At 71.2% G+C, this 25,451-nt stretch carries 20 protein-coding genes and 2 tRNA genes; 11 read left to right on the top strand and 11 right to left on the bottom strand.

The window, feature by feature from the left end; translation table 11 throughout:
• Positions 1-43: 43 nt before the first annotated feature.
• The 3 genes from ACJX2R_RS26030 to ACJX2R_RS26020 all read right to left on the bottom strand — a co-directional run bounded on the left by ACJX2R_RS26030 (position 44) and on the right by ACJX2R_RS26020 (position 2,314).
• Positions 44-334, bottom strand: coding sequence for a hypothetical protein (locus ACJX2R_RS26030; RefSeq protein WP_413102100.1), 291 nt, complete (start codon positions 332-334; stop codon positions 44-46).
• An 85-nt stretch (positions 335-419) separates the two neighbouring features.
• On the bottom strand, positions 420-1,922 hold the full coding sequence (locus ACJX2R_RS26025) for an MFS transporter (RefSeq protein WP_413102099.1): 1,503 nt from the start codon (positions 1,920-1,922) through the stop codon (positions 420-422).
• Positions 1,919-2,314, bottom strand: coding sequence for a hypothetical protein (locus ACJX2R_RS26020; protein ID WP_413102098.1), 396 nt, complete (start codon positions 2,312-2,314; stop codon positions 1,919-1,921). The genes ACJX2R_RS26025 and ACJX2R_RS26020 overlap by 4 nt, the downstream gene beginning before the upstream one ends.
• Before the next feature lie 250 nt (positions 2,315-2,564).
• Here ACJX2R_RS26020 and ACJX2R_RS26015 point away from each other — a divergent pair, with 250 nt between their 5' ends.
• Positions 2,565-2,891 (top strand): helix-turn-helix domain-containing protein, encoded by a 327-nt coding sequence (locus tag ACJX2R_RS26015; protein WP_262702258.1) that lies wholly within the window; start codon positions 2,565-2,567, stop codon positions 2,889-2,891.
• Positions 2,892-2,994: 103 nt separating this feature from the next.
• Here the strand turns inward: ACJX2R_RS26015 and ACJX2R_RS26010 are convergent, their stop codons facing one another.
• Together ACJX2R_RS26010 and ACJX2R_RS26005 are read right to left on the bottom strand one after the other, a co-directional pair.
• Complete coding sequence (locus ACJX2R_RS26010; RefSeq protein WP_413102097.1) at positions 2,995-3,792, bottom strand: hypothetical protein; 798 nt, start codon at positions 3,790-3,792, stop codon at positions 2,995-2,997.
• A 458-nt stretch (positions 3,793-4,250) separates the two neighbouring features.
• On the bottom strand, positions 4,251-5,297 hold the full coding sequence (locus tag ACJX2R_RS26005) for a bifunctional DNA primase/polymerase (RefSeq protein WP_413102096.1): 1,047 nt from the start codon (positions 5,295-5,297) through the stop codon (positions 4,251-4,253).
• Between the two features lie 714 nt (positions 5,298-6,011).
• Here ACJX2R_RS26005 and ACJX2R_RS26000 point away from each other — a divergent pair.
• The 6 genes from ACJX2R_RS26000 to ACJX2R_RS25975 all read left to right on the top strand — a co-directional run bounded on the left by ACJX2R_RS26000 (position 6,012) and on the right by ACJX2R_RS25975 (position 12,136).
• Entirely contained in the window at positions 6,012-7,028 is a 1,017-nt protein-coding gene (locus ACJX2R_RS26000; RefSeq protein ID WP_413102095.1) for a bifunctional MaoC family dehydratase N-terminal/OB-fold nucleic acid binding domain-containing protein, read from the top strand.
• A 24-nt stretch (positions 7,029-7,052) separates the two neighbouring features.
• Entirely contained in the window at positions 7,053-7,505 is a 453-nt protein-coding gene (locus tag ACJX2R_RS25995) for a MaoC family dehydratase (protein WP_413102094.1), read from the top strand.
• Positions 7,502-8,668 carry a lipid-transfer protein gene (locus tag ACJX2R_RS25990; protein WP_413102093.1) on the top strand — a complete coding sequence of 389 codons (1,167 nt, stop codon included), beginning with the start codon at positions 7,502-7,504 and terminating at the stop codon, positions 8,666-8,668. The genes ACJX2R_RS25995 and ACJX2R_RS25990 overlap by 4 nt, the downstream gene beginning before the upstream one ends.
• A 53-nt stretch (positions 8,669-8,721) precedes the next feature.
• Complete coding sequence (locus ACJX2R_RS25985) at positions 8,722-9,573, top strand: DUF1906 domain-containing protein (protein ID WP_413102092.1); 852 nt, start codon at positions 8,722-8,724, stop codon at positions 9,571-9,573.
• 227 nt (positions 9,574-9,800) lie between these two features.
• The gene (locus tag ACJX2R_RS25980; RefSeq protein WP_413102091.1) at positions 9,801-10,331 is read left to right on the top strand and encodes a SigE family RNA polymerase sigma factor; all 531 of its coding nucleotides are present in this window, start codon (positions 9,801-9,803) and stop codon (positions 10,329-10,331) included.
• 149 nt (positions 10,332-10,480) lie between these two features.
• Complete coding sequence (locus ACJX2R_RS25975; protein ID WP_413102090.1) at positions 10,481-12,136, top strand: long-chain fatty acid--CoA ligase; 1,656 nt, start codon at positions 10,481-10,483, stop codon at positions 12,134-12,136.
• Between the two features lie 184 nt (positions 12,137-12,320).
• Here the strand turns inward: ACJX2R_RS25975 and ACJX2R_RS25970 are convergent, their stop codons facing one another.
• Positions 12,321-13,286, bottom strand: coding sequence for a winged helix-turn-helix domain-containing protein (locus tag ACJX2R_RS25970; protein ID WP_413102089.1), 966 nt, complete (start codon positions 13,284-13,286; stop codon positions 12,321-12,323).
• Positions 13,287-13,522: 236 nt separating this feature from the next.
• On the opposite strand from ACJX2R_RS25970, the gene ACJX2R_RS25965 reads away from it, so the two are divergent.
• The gene (locus tag ACJX2R_RS25965; RefSeq protein ID WP_413102088.1) at positions 13,523-13,897 is read left to right on the top strand and encodes a hypothetical protein; all 375 of its coding nucleotides are present in this window, start codon (positions 13,523-13,525) and stop codon (positions 13,895-13,897) included.
• Positions 13,898-13,996: 99 nt separating this feature from the next.
• Here the strand turns inward: ACJX2R_RS25965 and ACJX2R_RS25960 are convergent, their stop codons facing one another.
• Together ACJX2R_RS25960 and ACJX2R_RS25955 are read right to left on the bottom strand one after the other, a co-directional pair.
• Positions 13,997-18,601, bottom strand: coding sequence for a PAS domain-containing protein (locus ACJX2R_RS25960; RefSeq protein ID WP_413102087.1), 4,605 nt, complete (start codon positions 18,599-18,601; stop codon positions 13,997-13,999).
• A 213-nt stretch (positions 18,602-18,814) separates the two neighbouring features.
• The gene (locus ACJX2R_RS25955) at positions 18,815-19,264 is read right to left on the bottom strand and encodes an SSI family serine proteinase inhibitor (protein ID WP_413102086.1); all 450 of its coding nucleotides are present in this window, start codon (positions 19,262-19,264) and stop codon (positions 18,815-18,817) included.
• A 286-nt stretch (positions 19,265-19,550) separates the two neighbouring features.
• On the opposite strand from ACJX2R_RS25955, the gene ACJX2R_RS25950 reads away from it, so the two are divergent.
• Both ACJX2R_RS25950 and ACJX2R_RS25945 read left to right on the top strand, forming a co-directional pair.
• Positions 19,551-19,641: transfer RNA gene (locus tag ACJX2R_RS25950), tRNA-Ser, on the top strand.
• A gap of 328 nt (positions 19,642-19,969) precedes the next feature.
• Positions 19,970-20,042 (top strand) — tRNA-Arg (locus tag ACJX2R_RS25945).
• A gap of 55 nt (positions 20,043-20,097) precedes the next feature.
• Here ACJX2R_RS25945 and ACJX2R_RS25940 read toward each other — a convergent pair.
• A complete protein-coding gene (locus ACJX2R_RS25940; protein ID WP_413102085.1) occupies positions 20,098-21,291 on the bottom strand; it encodes an IS481 family transposase in 1,194 nt (397 codons plus the stop codon).
• A gap of 236 nt (positions 21,292-21,527) precedes the next feature.
• On the opposite strand from ACJX2R_RS25940, the gene ACJX2R_RS25935 reads away from it, so the two are divergent.
• Positions 21,528-22,925 carry an IS4 family transposase gene (locus tag ACJX2R_RS25935; protein WP_413098523.1) on the top strand — a complete coding sequence of 466 codons (1,398 nt, stop codon included), beginning with the start codon at positions 21,528-21,530 and terminating at the stop codon, positions 22,923-22,925.
• A 143-nt stretch (positions 22,926-23,068) separates the two neighbouring features.
• Here the strand turns inward: ACJX2R_RS25935 and ACJX2R_RS25930 are convergent, their stop codons facing one another.
• Positions 23,069-23,641: a hypothetical protein gene (locus ACJX2R_RS25930; protein WP_413102084.1), complete on the bottom strand. Its 573-nt coding sequence runs from the start codon at positions 23,639-23,641 to the stop codon at positions 23,069-23,071.
• A gap of 172 nt (positions 23,642-23,813) precedes the next feature.
• Positions 23,814-25,265 carry an amidase gene (locus ACJX2R_RS25925; RefSeq protein WP_413102083.1) on the bottom strand — a complete coding sequence of 484 codons (1,452 nt, stop codon included), beginning with the start codon at positions 25,263-25,265 and terminating at the stop codon, positions 23,814-23,816.
• Between the last annotated feature and the right edge of the window lie 186 nt (positions 25,266-25,451).

The following is a 25,451-nucleotide window of genomic DNA, read 5'->3' as shown; positions in this document are numbered from 1 at the left end:
ATGGATCAAGGCGGCACCCCTTCTGCGTGTCGTGCTCCGGGTGTCAGGGGATGGAGACGCTGGTGCCGAACTCGAAGAGGTTGGACTCGTTCTGCCGGACCTGGCCGATCGCGTGGCCCTGGCAGTTCGGGAGGTCGAAGACGGTGGCGACCTGGTTGGTGTTGTTGGCCACGAACATGGGCCAGACGTTCGTCGTGTAACAGCCACTGGGGTTGGTGTGGGTCGCCAGGCCGACGGTCAGGGTGCCCTGGGCGGCCATGGCCGATCCCGCCGGCGACAGGGCGAGGGACACCGCACCCGTCACCGACGCCGCCACAAGCCCGATACGACGCATCGTTGCCTCCTGCTCAGACACGATCCGGAGGAGACGCCGACCGCCCCTCCCCACCCATTGCTAGCGGGCGTCGCTTGACGGGCGCTCACGGCTCGCGTGAGCCGTGGCCGTTCGCGCGGCGGGTCGTGGTCAGTGGCGCGGCGATGCACGCGGCGGCGAGGAGTACGCCGAAGGCGACGGTCAGAGCCGTGGTGTAGCCGTGGACGGATGCCGAGTTCGGTGTGGTGTGGCGTGCTGACGCCAGGGAGGACGCCGTTGCGCCGGCCGCGATGGTGTTGAGAAGTGCGGTGCCGAGGGCGGCTCCGAGTTGCTGGGAGGCGTTGTAGGCGGCCGATGCGGCCCCGATGTCGTCTCGGCGGGTGTCGGCGGTGGCCAGGGCGGCGGTCGGGGGGATGACGCAGCCGAGGCCGAGCCCGGTGAGTACCAGGGCGGGTGCCAGGTAGAGCGGCAGGACGTGTGCGCTGTGTGGCGTCAGGCGCGTGAGGATGAGCATTCCGGAGGCCGCGGTGATCAGGCCGGGCAGGATCAGCGCGGCGGGCGTGAGGCGTCCGTGGAGCTTCCCGGCGATGAGTGTGGAGCCGATCAGGGCGGCCAGGGCGTTGATCATCAGCGTCAGGCCCGCCTGGACCGGTGAGTAGCCGAGGACGGTCTGGGTGTAGTAGCTCATGAACAGGTAGAAGCCGAACATGGCGACGAACATCAGGCCGATCGAGATGAGTGCGCCGGAGCGGGCGCGGTGCAGGAGCATGCGCATCGGCAGCAGCGGGCGGGGGGCTCGCGCCTCGACGGCGGCGAACGCGGCCAGGAGCAGGCCGCTGCCGGTCAGCAGGGTCAGTACCCTCGGTGAGCCCCAACCGAGGGGTTCGGCCTCGTTGAAGGCGTAGACCATGGCGGCGAAGCCCGCGGCGCTGAGCAGGGCACCCGCGACGTCGAGCGGCCCGTCGCCGCGGCTGGGGTGGTCCGGTGGCACGCGTGTCGCGCCGAGCAGGGCGAGCAGTGCGACAGGGACGTTGATGTACAGGCAGCCCCGCCAGCTGACGTACTCGGTCAGCAGTCCCCCGGCGACCAGGCCGAGGGCGGAGCCGGAGGCACCGACCGCGGCGAACACACCGAACGCCCGGCCCCGTTCGCGCGGCTCGGTGAACGTCGTACTGAGCAACGACAGCCCGGCGGGTGCGAGTACGGCGGCGAAGACGCCTTGCAGGGCGCGGGCCCCGAAGAGTGTCCCGGAGTTCACGGCGGCACCGCCCAGCGCGGACGCAGCGGCGAAACCGGCCAGGCCGATGATGAACGTACGGCGATGGCCGAGTGCGCCGCTGACCCTGCCGCCGATCAGCAGCAGACCGCCGAAGGCCAGGGCATACGCGGTGATCGCCCATTGCCGGTTCGCGTCGGACATACCGAGCGCGCTCTGGGCGGAGGGCAGCGCGATGTTCACGATGGTGCCGTCCAGGACGACGAGGAGCTGGGCCGCGCTCACCGCGAGCAGCGTCGACCACTGCCGCCGCGCGGGGGCGGCTCCTCCCGCGTCGTGGCGGGTCTCGAGGGCAGGCTCCGCCCAGGGCGGATCGGTGTCTCGGGGATTCATGACTTCAAGTGTTTCGTTGAAGTGATCCCGGAGACTTTTTCACCGCCTCTGGCCGTCGGACCAGCGCCGATGAGCTGATATCCAGCGCCGATGAGCTGATATCCCTCAAGTCGCCGGTTGAAGCTCGGTGCGGCGACTTCACATCCGGTCGGGTTCTTCGTCGGCCCCGTTTCTGCTCTCGCCGCGGTCGAGGGGTCTGGGTAGGCCGCGTTGTACCAGTCATTGTTGGCCCGTCGGAAGCGTTCCTGCTCAGTGCTCAGCTTCCCGCTCCGTGCCAGGCCGTTGACCAGGCCGAACACCCCGGAGAAGTAGCCGCGCTCGTTCCGGACCGGGCTCTGGAAGCGTACGTAGGGGGCTTCGTCAACGAGTTCACTCGCATCGCCGATCTTCACGGTGCGGATGTTGGAGACGGGGGACGGGGGCGGTCGTCCGTTCGGTGGGGCTGCTCGGTGGACAGATCTGGCCGAAAAGCTATGGGTGGAGTGTTGGTGCAGGTCAGGGGCGGGGGATCGGCTGTTTGGGGGGTGGATGGTGGGTGGGAAGGCGGGAAGTGGGCTTTTAGTTGTAGCTAAAGGTGGGAAGCTTTGACTGAGGGCGTTCGACGCCCGAGGTCGGCACCATGCGCTGGGAGGTTGATGAAGCGTGCCGTGGAAGAGCAAAGGCGCGAAGGCGGAGGCTGCCGACCACTCGGGGGCGCGGTTGGCGCGTCAGGCCACTGTGGAGGTCGCCGGGTTGCTGGGGAAGCGTGGCATGAGCCGCACTGACCTCGCCCGGCTCATGGACGTCAGCCCGGGACGAGTGAGCCAAATCCTCTCCGGTGACGAGAATCTGACGCTGCGCAGCCTCGCTGCCGTGGCCGATGCGCTGGAGCTGGACATCAAGATCAGTTTTGTGGAGCCCAAGGAGGACGGGGCTCAGCGGCCGCGTGGGCTGGGCGATGGGTCCGATGCCTTTGTCTACGCTCCTTGAAGGCATCGGGGCGCGCCGGGTGCGTCTCTGACGGGCGTCGCCGTGGTGTGCGGTGTGCGGCGCCCCGTCAGGGGTCCGAGTCAAGTCAAAGGTCCGAGTCACGTCAGGGGTGCGAGGCGCCCGTCGTGGCGAGGGGGCGTACGGCCAGCGCCTCGTCCCGTAGCCGCATGAGCTCGCGGTCGCCGCTCCGCTTCCCGGTGCGGTAGCCGAACTCCAGCATGCGTACGCAGGCGTCCATGGCCATCGCCAGGGTCTGGCGGCGGTCCTCCGCTTCCTCCCGGGTCGGGGCGTGCAGCTCCGGCGGGAACTCCTGGACCTCGCGTTGCCGGCACTTCGCCTCGATGTCGGCCTCGACCTTGGCAGCGTCGTCCAGGAGCTGGTCCACCTCCTCGTACAGGGTGTTGATCGTCGTCCTGTCCTTGGTCGCGGGGGTGCAGCCGCGCAGGTGGAGGCGGGCCTCGAAGGCGAACATGCGCAGCTGGGCCACGTTCTCGAAATCCCTGACCAGGCGGTGGCAGTGGAGGTACATGTCGTGGACCAGCCGCCGCTCCAGCTCGCTCAGCAGCACCGCTATGCCCAACGTGATCACGGCCACGAAGGGCGGCGTGGACTGCTGGTTCTGCTGCTGACGGACGCGAGGCGCCAGGGCCCCGCCCGCGGCGGCAGCGGCCACGGCGGGTGGCACATCGGCGGCGTGCGGCAGCAGCAGGGCGATGGTGAGCAGTGCCGCCGCGCAGGTGCAGGCGATGATGCCGCAGCACAGTGACGCGGACCTTACGGTCCCCAGCAGGCGGCCCTTGTCGGCGAAACGATGGACCAGCGAGATCCAGGTGACCAGCGCGCATACGCCTATGGGTAACGCGATGTCCGCGAACCACCCCTGTGCGTAGAGCTCGTGCAATGCTCCCCCCTGTTCGCGCCTTGGTGCCGGTGCGCCGGAGGCGGTCGGCCGGTCACCGGGCGCCGGTCGCGGAGCACCGGTCACGGGGCCCCGGTGCCGAAGCGCCGGTCGCGGGGCACCGATCGCGGAGCACCGATCACGGGGAGAGCGGGAATCCCTTCACTGTCCGCCCTCAGGGCGGAAGCACCGGCGGGTGGGCGTGTGGTTCCTGCGCCGTTCGGTCCCCGCGCCGCCTGGTTCCTACGCGTTTCGGTCCCTGCGCCTTCCGGTTGCTGCGCCTTCCGGCTCCTGTGCGGAGCGCCTCGTCGCATGGTCACGATAGTGCTCCTCGTTCCCGTAGCGCACGGGTCACCGTCCGTGTACCGCTGGATCGCGCCGCCTCTGGCGTCCTCCGATACGTCTGCCGCCTCTATTCCGTTCAAGCCGCCCAGGGGGCATAACGGGCATCAGGCCGGACGTCAGGCACACGCGTCCGGCGGCTGGAGGTGGCGGGCGGCGCTGCGGGCCGCGGAGGCTACCGTGGCGCGGGCCTCGCGCGGGGACAGGCCGGTGTCGAGCGCGGCCTCGATCAGGGCGGGGGCCAACTCCGGTCCCGCACCCGTCTCGTAGGCGCGGCAGGCCGCCCAGAACAGCCGGTCGTTGCGCTGACCCTCCCGTGAGGCGCGGACGAACCGTACGAGCCCCTCCAGGGCCGCGGGACGCGGCTCGGGGAACGGCGGACCTGGGCGGTACGAGGGGCGGTACGAGCTGGGCGGGGCCGGGCGGGGTGGCGTGAGCAGGCGCAACAGGGCGGACGGTACGGGGGCCGGGGCCCAGGCGGGCGCGCCGGGTGCGAGGCGATAGCTGCCGTGCGAGGCGTAGGAGCCGGGGCCGACGAGATAGCCGCCCAGCCCGCGGATATCGATGCCGGGGGCCAGGCGGCCGGCGGAGTTGGGGACGGCGAGGCCGGGTGGGCCGCACAGCCACAGATGGCGGCCGCCGCTCGGGGTGAGCACGGTGACCGTACGGGGGATGGCGAAGGCGTGCTCGCGGGCCAGCCGGGCGAGGGCGGCCAGACCGTCCGTGCCGTCCTTACGGCTTGCATGGGGACTCCCGGATGCCCCGGCCCCGGCCGCTCCGGTCCCTTCGGCTCGGCCGTTCGTGTCGCCCGCTCCCCCGGACCCCTGGGGCCTGCCGGACGCTCCCGGCTTATCGGGCCGCGCACCCCTGACATCCAGGTCGATGCCGATGAGGTGGTACGGGGCGCATCCGCAGGCGATGCCGTAGCCGGTGGCCCAGGGGGCGGCGGCGAAGAGGGTGCGGATCGCGTCCGGGTCCGCCGAGGCGTCGTGGACGCCGTGGCCGAGCCGACCGCATTCGCCACGGCACGGCAACGGCGCGGGGTCATGGTGGTGAGGGGAGCGCACGGCGGGCAGCTTCGCGCGGGTCAGCGGAATCACGCGGAAACCGTGGGCCGCCGCGGTCAGGGCGTGGGCAAGAACATGGGCGAGTAAGGGATTCGCCATGTCACCCATTTTCGGACAAGTGTTCGGTAATGGGAAGAGGGCCCGGCAAGCCGCCGAGGATGGCCGAAATTATGCGGAACGGAATCCCTCGTAAGGCTCGGCCTATGGCCGGGTGGGGCGGCGCTCCGGGCGCATCGGCGTGACACGGGGAGTGGGGGTGCGTGGGGTGTTTAAAACAGGTTCATCATGCTTGCGTGGTAATTCCAGCGGCCCGTGTGCATCGTCCGGGAATCGGTGGGCAACTCTGCTTCCGCGACCCTTCCGAGTCTCGGGGAGGTCGCGGGGGTCGGAGGATCGATCGGAGGAATCGAGATGGCGGACATCCGGACGGGTTCTGGCCGTACCTTCGCCGCGCCACCGTTCTTGGCGTCCAGGGCGGGGCGCGGCTCCTGGGATGTGACCCGCTCGCACGGGGGCAGGTCGCCGCCATCGCGAGCACCCGCGACCGCCACGAGTGCCCGCGACCGCCGCGAGCGCCCGTAAGGGAATCGCGGGGAGCGCGGAAGCAGCACGGTGTCCGAACGATCTGAGTGAGCTGTGGTGATTCATTGAGCGAAACGGGACGGGTGAGGTCGTACGGTCGCGCGGTGGCGTATCGACGCCATCGCGCGACCGCGCGCGTGTGCCGTGCTTCGGCGTCCGTCCTTGACAGCGTCGATTTACCTGACGGATAGTCAGATTGCTTTCTACGGCAGACATGCGGCAGGGGAAGCGATGACGCGTGATGACCTGGACGTTGACCCGGAAGAGCTGTACGGACGGCTGAAGGCGTACGAGGGGCGAACGGCCGCGAGCGGCGGCACGGGCAGGGACCCCGTCAACGAGCCCATGATCAGACACTGGTGCGAGGCCATGGGCGACACCAACCCCGCCTATCCGGCTGTGGCCCCGCCCACGATGCTCCAGGCGTGGACGATGGGCGGGCTGGCCGGGCACCCCGGCGGTTCGGCCCGCTCGGAGGCGTACGACGAGCTGCTGGCGCTGCTCGACGACGTGGGCTGCACCTCGGTGGTCGCCACCGACTGCGAGCAGGAGTACCTGCGGCCGCTGCGCCCCGGCGACCGGGTCACCTTCGACGCGGTCATCGAGTCGGTGTCGCCGAGCAAGACCACCAAGCTGGGCACCGGACACTTCGTCACCACCCGGATGAACGTCCGCACCGGGGACGGGGAGCTGGTCGGCACCCACCGCTTCCGCATCCTCAAGTACGCACCCGCGCGACCCAAGAACGCGGCGAAGCCGGAGCCGACGCGGATGCCGGAGCCGAAGCGAAAGCCGGAACCGCCGCGAAAGCCGGAACCGCCGCGAAAGCCGGAGCCGACGGCCGACCGCCCCCGCCGCCCTCGCCCCGTCATCAACCGCGACAACGCCGGTTTCTGGGAGGGCGTCGCCCGGCACCAACTGCTCATCCAGCGCTGCCTGGACTGCGCCACCCCGCGCTTCCCCTGGCTGCCGGGGTGCGGGGCGTGCGGCTCCCAGCGGTGGGAGACGTTCGAGGCGTCCGGCGCCGGCACGGTGTTCAGCTATGTGGTCATGCACCATCCGCCCTTCCCCGCGTTCGATCCGCCCTACGCGGTCGCCCTGATCGAGCTCGCGGAGGGCGTGCGGATGGTCAGCGACATCACCGGGGTGCCGTACGACAAGGTGCGCATCGGCATGCCCGTCGAGCTGGAGTTCCTGCGCGTGGACGAGGAGCTGGAGCTGCCGGTGTTCCGGGGCGCGGAGGCATAACGGATGACGCGAGGAGGCGGTCGTATGGCGGTGTGTACGGGCGATGAGCTGCCCCCACTGCGCATCCCGATCACCCGGACCCTGATCGTCGCCGGTGCCCTCGCATCCCGGGACTACCAGGACGTGCACCACGACGCCGAGGCGGCCAAGGAGAAGGGCTCCCCGGACATCTTCATGAACATCCTCACCACCAATGGACTGGTCGGCCGGTACATCACCGATCACTTCGGGCCGCGGGTCAGGCTCCGTAAGGTCGCGATCCGGCTCGGGGCGCCCAACTACCCGGGCGACGAGATGGTGCTGACCGGCCAGGTCACCTCGGTCGCGGAGGGCACGGCTGAGGTCGCCGTCATCGGTAAGAACGCCATCGGCCACCATGTGACCGGCACGGTCACGGTGCAGCTCCCCAGCGACGCCCCGGGAACCGGCGACGCCCCGGGAACCGACGTCCCCACCACCCCGGACACCCCCCGATGAGCGCCCGCAAGCCGGACACCCTGGGCGGCCGGGCCGCCATCGTCGGCATCGGCGCCACCGAGTTCTCCAAGGACTCGGGCCGCAGCGAGCTGAAGCTGGCCGTCGAGGCCGTCCAGGCGGCCCTGGACGACGCCGGGCTCGCCCCGGCCGACGTGGACGGGCTGGTCACCTTCACGATGGACACCAGCCCCGAGATCACCGTCGCCCAGGCGTGTGGCATCGGCGATCTCACCTTCTTCTCGCGCGTGCACTACGGCGGCGGCGCGGCCTGCGCCACCGTGCAGCAGGCCGCGCTCGCCGTCGCGACCGGCGTCGCCGAGGTGGTCGTCTGCTACCGCGCGTTCAACGAGCGCTCCGGGCGCCGCTTCGGCTCCGGCGTACAGCACCGCGAGCCGTCCGCCGAGGGTGCCGCGCTCGGCTGGTCGCTGCCGTTCGGGCTGCTGACCCCGGCCTCGTGGGTCGCCATGGCCGCCCAGCGCTATCTCCACACCTATGGGCTGACACCCGAGGTTTTCGGCCATGTGGCCGTCACCGACCGCCGCCACGCGGCCACCAACCCGGCCGCGTACTTCCACGGCAAGCCGATCACCCTCGCCGAGCACGCCGCCTCCCGCTGGATCGTCGAGCCGCTGCGGCTGCTCGACTGCTGTCAGGAGACGGACGGCGGTCAGGCGATCGTGGTCACCAGCGTGGAGCGGGCGCGTGACCTGCCGCGTCCGCCCGCCGTGATCACGGCCGCGGCGCAGGGCGCGGGCCGTGGCCAGGAGCAGATGACGAGCTTCTACCGCGACGATCTGACCGGCCTCCCCGAGATGGGGGTGGTCGCCGGTCAGCTGTGGCGCGGCAGCGGGCTGACCCCGGCCGACATCGACGTGGCCATCCTCTACGACCACTTCACGCCGTTCGTACTGATGCAGCTGGAGGAGTTCGGCTTCTGCGGGCGCGGCGAGGCGGCCGGATTCGTGGCCGAGGACGCGCTGCCGCTCAATACCCACGGCGGTCAGCTCGGGGAGGCGTATCTGCACGGGATGAACGGGATCGCCGAGGCCGTCCGCCAGATCCGCGGCAGCTCCGTCAACCAGGTGCCGGGGGCCGCCCGCACCTTGGTCACCGCGGGCACCGGGGTACCGACATCCGGGCTTCTCCTCGGCGCAGACGGCTGACGCGCGCGCGTGTCGGCGGTACCGGGCCGCCGAGGTCCCCCTTCACTCGTCATATGACCCGAAGTAAGCAGAGCAGATGGCAGATCACGGGCTGGGCCACCGGTCTGGCCGCGGCCCTGGCCACCGCGGTCGCCGGTGCCACCCCCGCCGCCTCGGCGGAGGCCCTGCCCGACCCCCGCCCCCTGGGCGCCAAGGTCTTCAAGGGCTGGGCCCTCGACACCTGCCATGCGCCGTCCCTCGCCACCCTGCGCGCGTGGAACAGCTCCCGCTACCGCGCCGTCGGCGTCTACTACGCGGGCCGCGGCCGGGCCTGCGCCAGCCAGCCCAACCTCACCGTCTCCTGGATGCGCGGCGTCAAGAGCATGAAGTGGCAGGTGCTGCCCATCTTCGTCGGATCCCAGTCGCCCTGTGTCCGCAACACCAACAAGAAGCACGTGCCCATCGGCAGCAAGCCGTTCTCCCAGGGGCGGGCGGAGGGCAAGGACGCGGTCGCGCGCGCCAAGGCGCTCTCCCTGAAGAAGCGCAGCGCGCTCTACCTCGACATGGAGGCGTACGACCTGAAGCGGACGAGCTGCGCCGCCAAGACGCTCTCCTTCATCCGCGGCTGGAACCGTGAGGTCCGCTCGCGCGGCTTCTTCCCCGGCTTCTACAGCAGCGCCGAGTCCGGGGTGCGCCATGTGGAGCAGGCCCGCCGGGCCGGGGTCCATGACCTGCCCTCCGTGATGTGGTTCGCGCGCTGGAACGGGAAGCCGTCGCTGTACGGGGAGTCGACGCTGGCCAAGAGCGCGTGGAACCCGCACCGCCGGATCCACCAGTACCGGGGTAACGTCGATGTGACCCACGGCGGCCGGACGCTGCGCATCGACCGCAACAAGGTGGACGCACCGGTCGCGATCATCAAGTGAGCACCCGTGGGTCGCCGTCAAGTGAGCACCCGTGGGTCGCCCTCGGGAAGAACGCGGGGTCGCCCTCGGGATGAACACGGGGTCGCCCTCGGGAAGAACCCTGACCGTCCGGCCGCCCCCTCCCCCCGCAGTAGGTGGTGCCGGCACCACCCGTACAACCTGAGGCTGATTGCGCTTCGGCACTTATGGCCGATCCGCTCCGACCTGCTCGCTCCTAGCGTTGAGCCATGACCACGACCGTGTGCACAGGCGTATCCGCCGCCGCGTTCCCGTCGTTCACCTCGTACGTACGGGCGCGGGGGCCCGTGCTGCTGCGCACCGCCCGCTCGCTGACCTCCAACGCGTGCGACGCGGAGGATCTGCTTCAGACCGCGCTGACCAAGACGTACCTGGCGTGGGAGCGCATCGAGGACCACAAAGCGCTGGACGGCTATGTGCGGCGCGCCCTGGTCAACACCCGGACCTCGCAGTGGCGCAAGCGCAAGATCGACGAATTCGTCTGCGAGGAGCTGCCCGAGCCCGAGACGGTGCCCGCCCCGGACCCCGCCGAACGGCAGGTGCTCCGCGACGCGCTGTGGCGGGCCGTACTGCGGCTGCCGGACCGTCAGCGGGCGATGGTCGTCCTCAGGTACTACGAGGACCTGAGCGAGGCGCAGACGGCGGAGGTGCTCGGGGTGTCCGTCGGCACCGTCAAGAGCGCGGTCTCGCGCGCCCTCGGCAAGCTCCGCGAGGACCCGGAACTCGGCCACGCGGCATGATCGCCTGATCGACGCGACGGCGGCCGACGGGGGATCGACGGGGATCGACGGGGGATCGACGCGGTCCGGGGGTAGTGACATACCAGGTGGTCGGTTGCAGAATCGGCGGAACCTCTACCCGCGCGTAACCGGAACCTCTGGAGGCCCCGGTGCTCAGCACGATGCAGGACGTACCGCTGACCGTGACCCGCATCCTCGTGCACGGGACCCTCGTGCACGGCCGTACGGCCCATGTGACCGCCTGGACCGGGGAGGGCGAGCCCCAGCGGCGCAGCTTCCACGAGGTGGGGGTGCGGTCGACCCAGTTGGCGAACGCGCTGCGCGATGAGCTCGGGGTCGAGCCGGGACAGGCCGTGGCCACCTTGATGTGGAACAACTGCGAGCATCTTGAGGCGTATCTCGCGGTCCCCTCCATGGGCGCGGTACTGCACACCCTCAACCTGCGGCTGCCCGCCGATCAGCTCGGCTGGATCGTGAACCACGCCGCCGATCGCGTGATCATCGTCAACGGTTCCGTGCTGCCGCTGCTGGCCCCGCTCCTCCCCACCCTCACCACCGTGAAGCACATCGTGGTCGCGGGCCCCGGCGACCGCTCCGTCCTGGACGGCTGCGCCGCCCGGGTCCATGAGTACGAGGAGCTGATCGAGGGGCGGCCGCGGCATTACGCGTGGCCGGAGATCGACGAGCGCCAGGCCGCGGCCCTCTGCTACACCTCGGGGACGACCGGGCACCCCAAGGGCGTGGCCTACAGCCACCGCTCCATCTATCTGCACTCGATGCAGGTCAACACCGCCGAGTCGTTCGGGATGTCCGGGGGCGACGTACTGTTGCCGGTGGTGCCCATGTTCCACGCCAACGCGTGGGGCACGCCGCATGCCGCCTTCATGGCGGGCGCCTCGATACTCATGCCCGACCGCTTCCTCCAGCCCGAACCGCTCGCCGAGATGATCGAGCGCGAGCGCCCCACCATCGCCGCCGCGGTCCCCACCGTCTGGCAGGGGCTGCTGGCCGAGCTCGACGCGAGGCCGCGGGAGGTGAGCTGTCTGCGGAACGTCTTCATCGGCGGCGCGGCCTGCCCGCCCTCCCTGATGAAGGCGTACGAGGAGCGCCACGGCATCCACGTCGTCCACGCGTGGGGCATGACGGAGACCTCTCCGCTCGGCTCCGTGGCCCATCCGCCGGGCGGTCTCGCGGCGGAGGAGGCCTGGCCGTACCGGCTGACGCAGGGCCGCTTCCCGTCGTCGGTCGAGTGCCGGTTGATCTCGGCGGACGGCGAACTCGTGCCGTGGGACGGGAAGACGCCGGGTGAGCTGGAGGTACGCGGTCCGTGGATCGCGAGCGCGTACTACGGAGGGGCGGATGGCGAGCCGTTCCGCCCCGAGGACAAGTTCACCGAGGACGGCTGGCTCAAGACCGGCGACGTCGGCACCATCAGCCCCGACTGCTATCTGACGCTGACGGACCGGGCCAAGGACGTCATCAAGTCCGGCGGTGAGTGGATCTCCTCGGTCGAGCTGGAGAACCAGCTGATGGGCCATCCGGAGGTCGCCGAGGCGGCGGTGGTCGCCGTGCCGGACGAGAAGTGGGGCGAGCGGCCGCTGGCCACCGTGGTCCTGACGGACGGCGCCACGATCGGCTACGAGGGCCTGCGGGCCTTCCTCGCCGAACGGGTCGCGCGCTGGCAGCTGCCGGAGCACTGGGCGGTGATTCCGGCGGTGCCGAAGACGAGCGTGGGGAAGTTCGACAAGAAGGTCATCCGAAAGCAGTACGCGGACGGGGTGCTGGACGTGACCACGCTGAGCTGAGGAACGCCGGGTTCCGGGGGCGCGTCGGCAACGCGGCCACCGTAAGGAAGCCTCCATGGGCAACGCGGCCACTGTAAGAGAGCTCCTATGGGCAATGCGGCCACCGTGAGCAAGCCCTTATGGGCAACGCGGCCACCGTAAGGCTCCCCGTTCGGTCCTCACCGTCCTCACCGGCGTGGCCGCGTCAGCCGGCACAGGCGTGCAGCAGGGAGCGCCCGGCCGCCGTCACGGTGTGCAGCACCATGTTGTGGTGGCGCGCCGCGGTGGTCAGGCCCGCCGCGCGGAGGATGGCCGCGTGTTCGCTGGCGCTGGCGGTCGCGATGCCGACCCGCTGGGAGAGCTGCGTGGTGGTGCGTCGCGGGCGTTCGGCGATGGCGCACAGCACGGCGGCGCGGTTGCGCCCCAGCAGGGTGGACAAGGGCTGTGGCGGCCTACCGGACGCGGTGAAGTCCGCGGCGGGGAGCAGCTGTTCGGCTCGGCGGAGGGAGAACGTCAGCCACCGCTGCGGCTCCCCGTCCTCGACGTCGAAGGGGTCCGTGCCGAGGAAGGGATCGCCGCCGAGCAGGGTCGGGATGAGGATCAGTCCCCGGCCGCCGAGGTGGACATCGTGGTCGCCGGGGGAGTCGACGCGCAGTACGGGCGGGCTCCAGTGGGCCCCGCAGTGTTCCAGCCGGGCCAGCACACTCTCGATCCCGGCCGAGGCCGGGCACGGCCCGTGCCGCGCCCACGCCGAGGCCGGGCACGGCCCGTGCCGCGCCCACGCCGCGGCCGCCGACGTGCCGATCCGGTGCCATGACGGTTTGATGACCTGGTCGTGGACGCTGTGCAGCAGCCTGCCGTAATGGTCCAGGGCCCCGAAGCCGTCGCCGAGGCGATGTGTCCACGCGGAGCCCGTACGGTACCGCTCGCAGGCATGTGCCACCTGCTTGCGGACCTGTGCCAGAGGCGTCGCCAGGACGGTTTCGAGAGCCTCCCGGGGATCCTCGGCCGCCGTAGGAGTCCACACGAAGTCGGAGCAGCGTGCCCGGGGATGCCGGGCCGTCAGCCTGCGCAGGGAAGGCTCCAGCCGTCTGGCGGCCTCCCACTGCCATACGTCGGACCGCGCGGCGTGGGCCGGTTGTTGCCGCAGGCGCCACAGCGCCAGCCCCACCTCCAGAAACGGCCGGGCCCCCGCGCCAGGCGGGTATGGGCCAGGTCTTCGCCCGTGAAGTGAATCCGTAACACCACGCCTCCAGTGTCACGCACCGCCGTCTTTCGGCTCGGGCCGAATCAGGTCGCCTTCCCGTCGGCTCCGGGAACAGGCTGTAAGCCGTACGGACGGAACGGACGGTGCACCGGAGAGACCACGCCCGCACACGACGCGACCACGAAGAAGGGACAACCCACATGCAGCGCACATTCGCCCTGGCCACGGGCGCCGCCCTCCTGAGCGTGGGTGCACTGGCCGCCGGGTCGGCACCGGCCACCGCGGCGTCGGCACCGGCCACCTCCGGGGCGCGACAGGCAACCGAGCGAACGGCCGGATCGCAGATCATGCAGCGTGTCGACCGGGTCAACGTGCCCGATTGCGTGAAGTTCAAGACGAACTTCTCCGGGGGCACGGATCACCTGTACATCACCAACAAGTGCAGGAAGGCCAAGCACGTGAAGGTGATCCTCGACTCGCAGGCCGACTTCGAGTGCCAGAAGATCAACTCGGGCAACGGGGAGCACTACTGGTGGCGCTGGCCCGCCAAGGTCAACAAGGTGAAGGGCTGCTGATGAGCTGACATCCGGCGTGCCCATCGCCGACGAGCCCCGGGGCCGGAACCTCTTCCGGCCCCGGGGCTCGTCCGACGTCAGTAAGGGCGGCGGCGGGCGTCAGTTCGTGCCGATCTTCGCCAGCAGGTCCACGATCCGCGACTGCACCTCAGCGCTCGTCGAGCGCTCCGCGAGGAACAGCACCGTCTCGCCCGAGGCCAGCCGGGACAGGTTCGCCGGATCGATGTCCGCGGAGGTGTAGACGACCAGCGGGGTGCGGTTGAGCAGTCCGTTGCCGCGCAGCCAGTCGACGATCCCGGCCCGGCGGCGGCGTACCTGCATCAGGTCCATGACCACCAGGTTCGGCCGCATCTGGGCCGCGAGCGAGACCGCGTCCGCGTCCGTCGCGGCGCGGGCGACCTGCATCCCGCGCCGCTCGAGCGTCGCCGTCAGCGCCATCGCGATCGGCTCGTGCTCCTCGATCAGCAGCACGCGCGACGGATGCTGCTCGCTGTCGCGCGGCGCGAGCGCCTTGAGCAGGACGGCCGGGTCGGCGCCGTACGCCGCCTCGCGCGTCGCCTGGCCGAGCCCCGCGGTCACCAGCACCGGCACCTCGGCGGCGACCGCCGCCGTACGCAGCGACTGTAGCGCGGTCCGGGTGATCGGCCCGGTCAGCGGGTCGACGAACAGCGCCGCCGGGTACGCGGCGATCTGCGCGTCCACCTCCTCACGGGAGTTCACGATCACCGGACGGTAGCCGCGGTCGCTCAGCGCCTGCTGGGTGGACATGTCCGGCGCGGGCCACACCAGGAGGCGGCGCGGGTTGTCCAGCGGCTCCGGCGGCAGCTCGTCGTCGGGCGGCGGGGTGCGGTCGTCGACGATCTCGACGGCGCCGTTGGGCCCGTCCAGCGGCTCCGGCCCCTCGGCGCCCTCGTCCGGCGCGCCGATGGCGAACGTACGGCCGGAGCCCTGCGACGCGCCCACCGCACGCTGCGGCTGTGCCCCCGGTCCGGGCTGGGGACGGGGCTGCGCGCCGGTCTGCGGACCGGGGTGCGGCTGCGGTCCGGTGTGGGGCGGCTGGCCGCCGTGCGTGGGCTGCCCGGTGTGGGGCTGCGGTCCGGTGTGCGGACGCGCCCGGTTGCCGGCCGGCTGAAGTTCCGCCGAGGCGCCCTGGTCCGTCATCTCGGGCCGGGCGGCCAGCTTGCGCCGCCTGCCGCCCCCCGTACTGGTGCCTCCGGAGGGCGTCTGCGGCTGAGCCTGCGGCGGGCGTCCCTGGGGCTGGCCCTGGGCGGGCCGGCCCTGGGGCTGCTCCCCCACCTGCTGGGCGAACGGCACCCCTTGGCCCAGGGTGCGCACGCTGATCGCGCGCCCCTGGGTGGTGTCGGCGTTCGGCGGGGCCTCGGCGGGCAGCGGCTGCGGACGCGGCTGCGCGGGCGCGTCCGGCCACTGCGCGGGGGGCTGCGCCGGCTGCTGGGCCGGTGGGCGCCCGCTGGTCTCCGCGGGCTGCGGACCGGCCTGGGGCTGTGCCGGGGCCTGGGGCTGCTCCGGCGCTTCGCCCAGTGCGCGGCGGGCGCGGCGCCGTCCGGTGGGCGGGGCCTCCTGTGGTTGGCCGCCGGTTGTGTCCTGGCCCCAGTTGGGCTGCTGCTCCTCGGGGGTGCGGGCGGCGGGCAGCGCGGGCATGCCCGACGCGGCGGGCTGAGGGCCTTGGGCCGGTGGCTGGGGCTGGGGCCGACGCGGGTCCTGGCCCTGCCCCTGAGCGGGGTCGGACGGCCAGCCACCGGGCCGTGCCGCGCCGTTGGGCGATACGGGCTCGCCTCGTACGGCCAGTCCCCCGCCCTGCTGCGACTGGGGCGCGCCGCCCCGCGCCTGGCGGGGGCCGTGCTGCGCGGGGACGAGCCCGGCCGGGCCGAGCTCGGGCGGCAGCGCGCCGGGCTGCGCCCGGTCGGCGGCGGCAGGGGGCAGCGCGAAGGGGGAGCGGACGAGGCCGGGATCCCCCGCGGGCTGCGGCTGGGACTGGGACTGCTGAGGTTGCGGTTGCGGCTGGCCAGGGGCCTGGGGCTGTGCCGGGGCCTGGGGCTGCTCCGGCGCTTCGCCCAGTGCGCGGCGGGCGCGGCGCCGTCCGGTGGGTGGGGCCTCTTGTGGTTGGCCGCCGTTTGTGTCCTGGCCCCAGTTGGGCTGCTGCTCCTCGGGGGTGCGGGCGGCGGGCAGCGCGGGCATGCCCGACGCGACCGGCTGGGCGGGCTGCTGGGACGTGTCGGAGGAGGCCGCGGGCAGGGCGAGGGCGGGTCGGCCGCCCGCGCCCTGCGCGGGGGCGGGGGCACCGGCGGCCTGAGGCCCGCCCTGCTCCTGCGCCGGTGCGCCGCGCCGGGCGCGGCGCCCCTGGGGCTGCTGCTGGGCCGGAATGCCCTGAGGCGGCACAACGCCCATGGCGGCGGGGCCCGTCGGCTGCGGACCGGTCGCTTCCGGTGCGCCGCCACGAGCGTGGCGATGGCTGCCGGTCGCGGCTCCCTCGGCGTTCTGGCCGGGGTTCGCGGCCGCGGCCGCCGCCGGGTCCTCGTCGGGGTGGGGGCGCGCCCTGCGCCGTCCGGTGGGCCGTGGCGGGTTCGCGGACTCGGCCGTGTTCTGCTGCTGGGCCGCGGCGGCCTCGCCGACGACGGCGGGCAGCGCGGCGGGCGCGGTCGCGCCCGGGGCCGGCCCCGGGGCGCCCTGCTGAGCGGCGGTGCGCGGATCGGCCGTACGGGGGTCGGCCGTACGGGGGTCGGCCGTACGCGGGTCGGCCGTACGGGGGTCGGCCTTACGGAGGTTGGGCGGGGGCGTACCGCCCTGCGTGCCACCGCCCTGCGTGCCGTTCCCCTGTGTGCCGCCGCCGCTGGTGTCGCCCGGCGTGTCGCTGGGGGCCGCACCGTGCCGGGCGCGGCGTCCGGTCGGGGTGTGGGGTCCGGTCGGGGTCTGGCCGGAGGCGTTGCCGCCCGCCGTGCCCGTACCGCCACCCGTACCCGCGCCAGTACCCGTGCCCGAGGTGCCCTGTCCCCGCGTACCGCCGCCCTGCCCGGCGGCGTCGCCGTCCATGCGCTCCTGCTCGGCGGCGGCCGCCGCCGAGATCGGCACCTCCAGGACGTAGGCGTGCCCGCCCATGCCCGGCATCTCATGGGTCTGGAGCACGCCCCCGTGCAGGCGCACGATCCCGCGCACGATCGGCTCGTGCACCGGGTCGCCGCCCGCGTACGGTCCGCGGACCTCGATCCGTACGACATCGCCGCGCTGCGCCGCCGCGACCACGATCGTGGAGTCGCTCGCCGCGACGCCCGAGGCGGCGTTGCCGGTGGAGTCGACCCCGGCCACGTCCGCGATCAGATGGGCGAGCGCCTGGGCCAGCCGCTCCGCGTCCACCTCGGCGTCGAGCGGCGGGGCGTGCACGGCGAACTGCGCGCGCCCCGGCCCGATCAGCTCGACCGCGCCCTCGACACCGGCCGATACGACCTCGTCCATCGAGACCGTACGGCGGGCCAGCTCCTCGCCGCTCGAGTCGAGCCGCTGATAGCTCAGGACGTTGTCGACGAGCGTGGTCATCCGGGTGTAGCCGGCGGCGAGGTGGTGCAGGATCTGGTTGGCCTCGGGCCACAGCTGCCCGGCCGGGTCGTCGGCGAGCACTCCGAGCTCACTGCGCAGCTGTAGCAGCGGCCCGCGCAGGGACTGGTCCAGCACGGCGAGCAGCTGGCCGTTCCGGGCGGCGGCGGACTCCAGCTGTGCCGCGTACCGCGCGCGCTCCTCGGTGAGCTGGGCCCGCAGCTCCTCCAGGGCCTTCGTGTGCTGGGCGGTGAGCCCCTCCAGCTCCTCGGCGTGCTGGGTGGTGAGGCTCTCGACCTTCTCCGTGTGCCGGGAGGTGAGGCTCTCGACCTCCTCGGCGTGCTCGGCCGCCATGGCCTTCTCGGCCCGCCGGTCGGTGAAGGTCAGCACGGCGCCCACGAGTTGGTCGCCGTCGCGTACGGGCGCGGTGGTCAGATCGACCGGGACCTGGCTTCCGTCCTTCGCCCACAGCACCTGGCCGCGCACCCGGTGCTTGCGGCCGGAGCGCAGGGTGTCGGCGAGGGGCGATTCCTCGTACGGGAAGGGGGAACCGTCCGGGCGCGAGTGGTGTACAAGAGAGTGAAGCTCCTGACCGCCCATGTCGCTGGCCCGGTAGCCGAGGATCTGCGCGGCGGACGGGTTGACGAGGACCACCTTGCCCTCGGTGTCCACGCCGACCACGCCCTCCGCCGCCGCGCGCAGGATCATCTCGGTCTGGCGCTGCTGACGGGCGAGTTCGGCCTCGGTGTCGAGCGTCCCGGTCAGGTCGCGCACGATGAGCATCAGCAGCTCATCGCCGGTGTAGCTGTACTGATCGGCGTAAGGAGTCCGCCCGTCCTCCAGATTCGCGCTGGTCACCTCGACGGGGAACTGCGCCCCGTCGGTGCGCCGGGCCATCATCCGGGTCGGCTTGCTGCCGTCCCCCCGTGCCTCGTCGGGGCGCCGCATCGACCCGGGAATGCGATTGGGATCGAAGGAGGGGAGCAGATCGAGCAGACCACGGCCGACCAGGGCGGTGCCCGGGGCCTCGAAGGACTCCAGCGCGTGGTGGTTGGCGTTGACGATCGTGCCGTTGCAGTTGACCAGCAACAGCGCGTCCGGGAGCGCGTCGAGTATCGCCGCGAGGCGAGCAGCGCCTCGGGATGGCCTGCTGCTCACGACGACGCTTCCTCCCTGACTACCGCACCTTGCTGACACCCGCGGTCATTCTGCCGTCCCATCTGCGGAGTGTCTCTAGGGGAGTCTACGGGCACCAGCGCCGGACGCGACGGTGGATGAGAGGGAGGTCGCAGCGCGACGTACGCGTCTCGACGCACGCCCGGACAAACTTCACCGGGCCCTTCTCCGCTCACTCCCGGCCCAATCCCCAGGTCAGCTCCCAGGCGTGCGCAAAACGACGGAGAACCGATTCCATCGGGCGATTTCACACCCGTTGGTGCGGTTGAACCAGGCGTTGACGGGACGCCCCGCCCAGTGGCCCGTCACCCGAGCCGTGGCCGGCCCGCCGTACTGTCCGGTGCACATCGCGTCCGGTGACACCGGCGCGAACGGATCCCGCCCCCACACGGTCTGCGAGTCCAGCTGCGCACACGCCGCCCGCGCCCGGGGGTGCGTACCGCCGGTCGGGTGGCAGCTCAGCCCAAAGGTCGCGGCGTCGTCGGCCTCACCGCTGTCACTCACGGTGATCACAAGCCGGTCGGCGCTCTCCCCGTCGGACGGCAGGGGCAGCGGCAGCGGCGTGGCCGCGGCGGGTGCCAGCGCGCCCGCGGTGGCGGCGGTCGCCAGCGCGGCGGTGACGGCGAGGCGGTGCAGCAGGGGCATGGGGCACTCCTGGTGTGATCAGTCGAGGGCGCGCTGCCCCCGCCCCGTCTAACGCGCCGCCGCCGCGCGCGTTGCTCCGCCGTAAGGGGCTGTGCTCGCCATAAGCGCTCCCCTCGGCCATAAGGAGTGCGCTCCGCCGTACGGGCCGCGCCCGCCCCACCCCCTATTAGGGCTTTGCGATGGGCCCCGCCCGCCGAGTACCGTGGTCCGCGATTGGTGACATCCCACTGGGCTGTGACATCATCTGCACACGCCACCTCGCGCTCGCGCGAGCGACCGGTGTGTTGGAGGCTTCGCCTAGTCTGGTCTATGGCGCCGCACTGCTAATGCGGTTTGGGCCTTAAAGCCCATCGAGGGTTCAAATCCCTCAGCCTCCGCTCTCGGACAGGGGGCCCCGCGCCTAAGGCGCGGGCCCCTGTGTCGTTCCCGGACCCGCCACGAATGATCACGCAACCGCACTGCTGACGGGGTGCAACGTAGAGTGACCCTCTCGTGACTTGCCGTGGCAATCACCCTCGCTCCTCAAACACCTCCCCACGCGAAGGCGGACTCCCGGGGGTCTCGTGAGAGCAGCCCCGCAGGCCCCCGAAAACGGAGTTTTCGCAGGTCAGTGGGGATGGGGGAAACGGATTTCGCCTGACGGCACAGGTCATGTAATGTTGTCCCCGCAACGCCGACCGGCAAGAAAAACCGCCGGGAAGCCAAGCGCTCGTAGCTTAACGGATAGAGCACTTGACTACGGATCAAGAGGTTGCAGGTTCGAATCCTGCCGAGCGCGCAGTGTGATGTCGCAGGACATCGGAATGACCTCGAACCCACGATTGGGTTCGGGGTCATCGTCGTTGTGGGCCGGGTGGTCGGCCGGTTGGCTGGTAGTCGCGGCTGGGGTCGATGGTCAGGTCGCGGAGGAGTTCGCCGGTGGCGGCGTTGGCGATCCGGACGTCCAGGTCGTTGGTGAGCATGATCACGTGGGTTCCGGCGTGGGTTCGTCCGATGCCGATGTGGTGCAGGCGTCCGGCCAGGCGGAGGGTGACGATGCCGGATTTGTCGATGCGGTCGTGGCGGATGCGGGTGTGGGTGTCTGCGTTGCGGCTGTGGGCGGGTAGGGCCTTGGGCCGGGTGGTGTAGATGGTGGCGGGGGTGGCTTTGTGGGGCAGGGACCGGTGGGGTCGCTGGTGGTTGTAGGCGTGGGTGAACTGGTCGATGAGGGTCTGCAGGTGGGGCAGGGTGGTGGGCTGGTGGGGCTGGGCGCGCAGCCAGTTCTTCATCGTCTGCTGGAAGCGTTCGACTTTGCCGCAGGTGGTGGGGTGGTTGGGGGCGGCGTTCTTCTGGGTGATGTGCAGGCGGCGCAGTTCGTGTTCCAGGGCGTTGCGGCCGCCACGGCCGCCTGAGAGGCGGGTGGTGAAGACCATGCCGTTGTCGGTGAGGGTGGAGGCCGGGATGCCGTGCGCGGCGACGGCCTGGCGGAACGTGTCCCGGACGATCGGGCCGGTCACGCGTGGCCAGCAGGTAACGTGCAAGGCGTAGCGGGAGCAGTCGTCGAGCCAGGTGAGGATCTCGGTGTCGGTGCCGGCTGTGTCGGCGAGGCGGTAGTGGGTGAAGTCGGCCTGCCAGGTCTCATTGGGCAGCTCGGCCTGGAAGCGGATGTAGGACGAGCGGGGTCGTTTCCTGGGGTCGGGGACCACCAGGCCGTGGGCGGTGAGGTAGCGGCTGATCGTGGCCCGCGACACGCGCAGGTGGTGATGGTGGAGCAGGTGCCAGGCGATCGTCTCGGGCCCCGCGTCCAGGCCCTGTCCGGCCAGCTCCTTTCGGATGCGGACGATCAGGTCGACCGTGGCCGCATCGAGCGCGGTCGGTGAGGTCTTCGGCCGCCGGGAGCGCGGCTCGAAGGCAGCCTCGCCCTCGGCTCGGTAGCGGGCCACCAGACGGCTGACCCATCCCTGCGACACCCCGTACGCCCGCGCAACCTCGCCCTGGGTACGGCCCTCTACGACCACAGCAGTGATCACCAGACGCCTCTTCGACATCGTCAGACCTTGACCCCAAGGTCATTCCGATGTCTTGAGACACCCCATTCCTATGTCCTGAGCGACCACACTGCCGAGCGCGCGCCAGCTCAGAGGCCCCTTCCGATGATCGGAAGGGGCCTCTGGTGTCAACACCGTTGACTTTGGCCTGGCAGTGACGTGTCAAGGGGGTTGAACGGCGCAACGGAACTCCGGTAGATCAACTTTCGGCCAAGAGAGTTGATCAAGGAGTTCCGTTGCAGGAGCAGTCTGTCATCACCCGCGAGATCGCGGTAGCCAAGGGCGTGTTCGCGCCGGGACACCTTGGGGAGTTGACCCAGGTGGTGGACTTCGCCCTGGTCGATGCGGTGCTGGAGGAGACCGGAACGGTCCAGAAACGGGTCAGGCTGCTGCCCTCGCGGGTGGTGGTGTACTTCGTCCTGGCGCTGGCCCTGTTCGAGCGGTGCAGCTACCGGGCGGTGTGGGGCAAACTCGTCGCGAGCCTCGACGCCCTCGCCTTGGTGCGGCCGTGTACCTCGGCGCTGTGCCGGGCACGTCGCCGGGTGGGAGCCGCACCGTTCCAGGCATTGTTTGAGACGCTGGCCGGGCCGGTGGCCGGACCACGTACTCCCGGCGCGTTCTGGCGGGGCCTGCGGACGGTGGCCATCGACGGCACCAGCCTGCACCTTCCCGACAGCGAACCGATCGCCGCCCGGCACGCCAAACGCAAGCGCAAGGGCGAGGACGTGGAGTTCGGCTACCCGCTGTTGCGACTGCTCGTGCTCATCGAGTGCGGCACCCGGGCGGTGCTCGCCGCCGCCTTCGGCCCGGAGACCACAGGCGAGACCACCTACGCCGAGAGGATGCTCGATCGGTTGACCAGCGGGATGCTTGTACTGCTGGACACCGGCTTCGACGGTTACCCCTTCCTGCTCCAACTCCACTCCACCGGGGCGGAGTTCCTGTGCCGGTCCGGGGCCAGGCGCATCCCGCTGATCATCAAGCGGCTGCCTGACGGCTCCTACCTGTCGACCTTCGGCATGGGGAAGCTGCCGGTGCGGATCGTCGAAGCCTGGATCACCGTGACCTACGCCGACGGCACCGTCCGCCGTGAGCAGTGGCGCCTGGCCACCAGCCTCACGGACCCCGCCCGCTACCCCGCCCGCGAACTCGTCGCTCTCTATCACGAGAGGTGGCAGGCCGAGACCACGTACTTCTCGGTCAAGGCCACGATGCTGGACGGCCGCATCCTGCGCTCGCACCGCCCGCCGGAGGTCGACCAGGAGGTGTACGCCCTGCTGACCGCCTACCAGGCCCTCATACGGATCACCGCCGACGCCGCCGCCAGCCGACCGGCTCTCGACCCGGACCGGATCAGCTTCACCATCGCCCTGGAGACCGCCCGCGACCAGGTCACCACTGCCGCTGGGATCCTTCCCGGCGAGGTCACCCTGGTCGGTGCGATCGGCCACGCCGTCCTGGACAGCCTCCTGCCAGCCCGCCGCCGGCAGCGGGCCAAGGCCCGAACCCGAAAGAACCCGACCAGCAAGTACAGCAAGAACTCCCTCCAGCGCCCCGCCACCGCTCAGCACTACACCCTCGCAACCGAGGTCACGGTGATAGAAGACGGCTTGAAGGCCAGGTCAAAGCGCTAAATCAACGGTGTTGCCTCTGGTGTGTGCGATTGGGTGGTGACGACGTTCGGCTCGGTGAAGGAGTCACCGGGTCGGGCGTCGGGTCAACGGCCTTGGCTCTGGGCACTGCGAAGGTGACCGGCGGGCCGTGCGGGGGTGGCGCCCTACAGGGTGGTCGGTGTTCGCCGGGTGGCGGTTCGGTCGGCCATGCCGCCACCGCCGGTGCTCACTCCGCCGTGCGGGGTCCGCGTGCTGTGGCCGTCGGCCTTGAACTTCCCGTTCCGCAGCTCGAAGCGTTGGGGTGGCGAGCAGCCGATCGCTGGGGTGATCAGCAGGCTCGTGGTGACGGGTGCGGGGTTGGTGCTCGCCGTCGAGAACTCGCAGATCGCGCCCCGCCCGGTGACCGGGAACCAGAACCAGCTGTCCACCGCACCGACCCGTACCTCGTCCGACAGCACGAGCCGGCCGTGTTGCCGGACGAATGCCTTCAGGCGGACGGAGGCCCTCAGCGGGTCGACGGTGGAGCGGATCGCGGTCAGGGTGAACTTGACGTTCTGGTCCGCGTCCAGGACCGAGGACGCGATCTGCCTGGTCTCGGCCGCCCGCCCGTCGCTCGGCCGCCCGCCGTGGGCTTCGGCTTCGGTGGTTTCGGCAGGGGTGGCCAGCATGGCGACGGTCGCCGCGGCGGTTACCAGCACCGAGCTGCCGCGCACGAGCACGCTCGCTTGTATCGGCATATTTCCTCCCAGGTGTTCATGCGTTGTATTCGCGCATGAATGCCACCTTTTCCATTCCACCTGGAAACAGGAAAAGCACACCTGAATCACCCGTTCGCGCCCGGCGTCACCCGGTCGGACCGGACAACTGCTCCACCGGTCGCCAGCCGCCTATGGTTGGGCATGGTCGGCCCTACTGCGGTGGCTGGAAGCCGCCGACCTTCTGCTCGAGGAGTTCCGCCAGTCGGAGTGGGGTGCGGTCCTCGTGCATTGGGCCGATGAGTTGCACTCCCACCGGGAGGCCCTCGGGGGAGCGGCCCGTTGGTATGGCGGTGGCGGGGAGGCCGGGCATGGTGGCCACACCGGCCCAGACGAGCTGGTCGAGGTACGGGTAGTCGGTGCCGTCGATGTCGAGCCGGCGTGCCCTCAGGTCGGGGTTGTGGTCGTGGGGGAACGCGGGGGTGGGCGTGATGGGGCACACCACGGCGTCGAACTCGGCGAAGAGCCGGCGCCAGCCGTGGCGGTGGAGTTCGCGGCGGCTGTCCGCCTCGATCCAGTCGCGGTGGCTGAACGCCATGCCGCGCAGCAGCGCCGCATCGAGACTGTGGTCGTCCGCGCTCAGTTCGGCGGCCTGGGTCCGTAGCTGCTCGTACGCTTCGAGGGGGAAACGTCCGCCGAAACCCGAGAACAGCAACTGCGTGTAGAGGACCGCGGCTTCGCTCAGGTCGGGCAGCAGCGGGCTGTGGCGTTCGACGCGGGCGCCGCTGTCGGCGAGTGCGTCGGCGACCCGGTGCACGCCCGCACGCACGGCGGACGAGGTCGGAATGAGCGGATGGTCGTCGAGGACCAGGACCCGGAAGTCGCGGAGTCGTTCGTGGCGCGGGGGCGGCAGTGTGACGGCGTGCGCCACGCCGAGGGTCAGGGGGTCCGGTCCGGCCATGACGTCGAGCAGGAGCGTGAGGTCGCGGGCGGTGCGCGCCATCGGGCCGACGACGGCGAGGTCTGGTTCGGCCGGTAGCGCAGGCGCGGTCGGCGGGACCATGCCGCGGGTCGCCGCCAGCCCGAGTGTCGGCTTGTGCGCGTAGACACCGCAGAAGTGCGCGGGGGTGCGCAGTGAACCGGCGATGTCGGAGCCGATGGACAGCGCGCCGAATCCGGACGCGAGGGCCGCCGCCGATCCGCCGGAGGAGCCGCCCGACGTACGACCGTGATCCCAGGGGTTATTGGTGGTGCCGTAGATCTCGTTGAAGCTCTGTATGTCTTGCAGCCCCAAGGGCACGTTGGTCTTGCCGAGCACCACCGCTCCCGCGGCCTTGAGGCGCGACACCTGTACCGCGTCCTCGGCCGGTATGTAGTTCCGGTGCGGCGGCATGCCCCAGGTCGTGGGCAGCCCGGCGATGTCGTAGGACTCCTTGACCGTCACCGGAATGCCGAGCAGCGGCCGGTCCTCACCGCGGGCGCGCGCCTGGTCGGCATCGCGCGCGGCGGCCCGCGCACGGTCGAAGTCCGGCACGCAGATCGCGTTGATCGCCTTGTCGTCCCGCTCAATACGGGCAATCGCCTCGTCGGTCAGTTCCGCCGAGGTCACTTCACCGGCACGCAAAGCAGCCGTGAGTTTTTCTGCCGTCAGAAAATTCCGCTCCATGGATCCGACCGTATAGGCCTCTTAGACGGGCCATAAAACGCGGTTTCGCGCAATGGGGTGGAGGGCTCAAGGCTCATTGTGTTGCTCTCCGGCCACAGATAATTCGCCCGACCGCCGGGACCGGCGCGCAGGCCCCGGTTCGGCAGGACCTGGCCTTGGGGCCACGGGTTGCGCTGCCGCCGCACG

Source organism: Streptomyces sp. Inha503, from assembly GCF_047215865.1.
Taxonomy (GTDB): Bacteria; Actinomycetota; Actinomycetes; order Streptomycetales; family Streptomycetaceae; genus Streptomyces; species Streptomyces lycopersici.
This window is presented reverse-complemented; position numbering and strand designations above follow the sequence as displayed.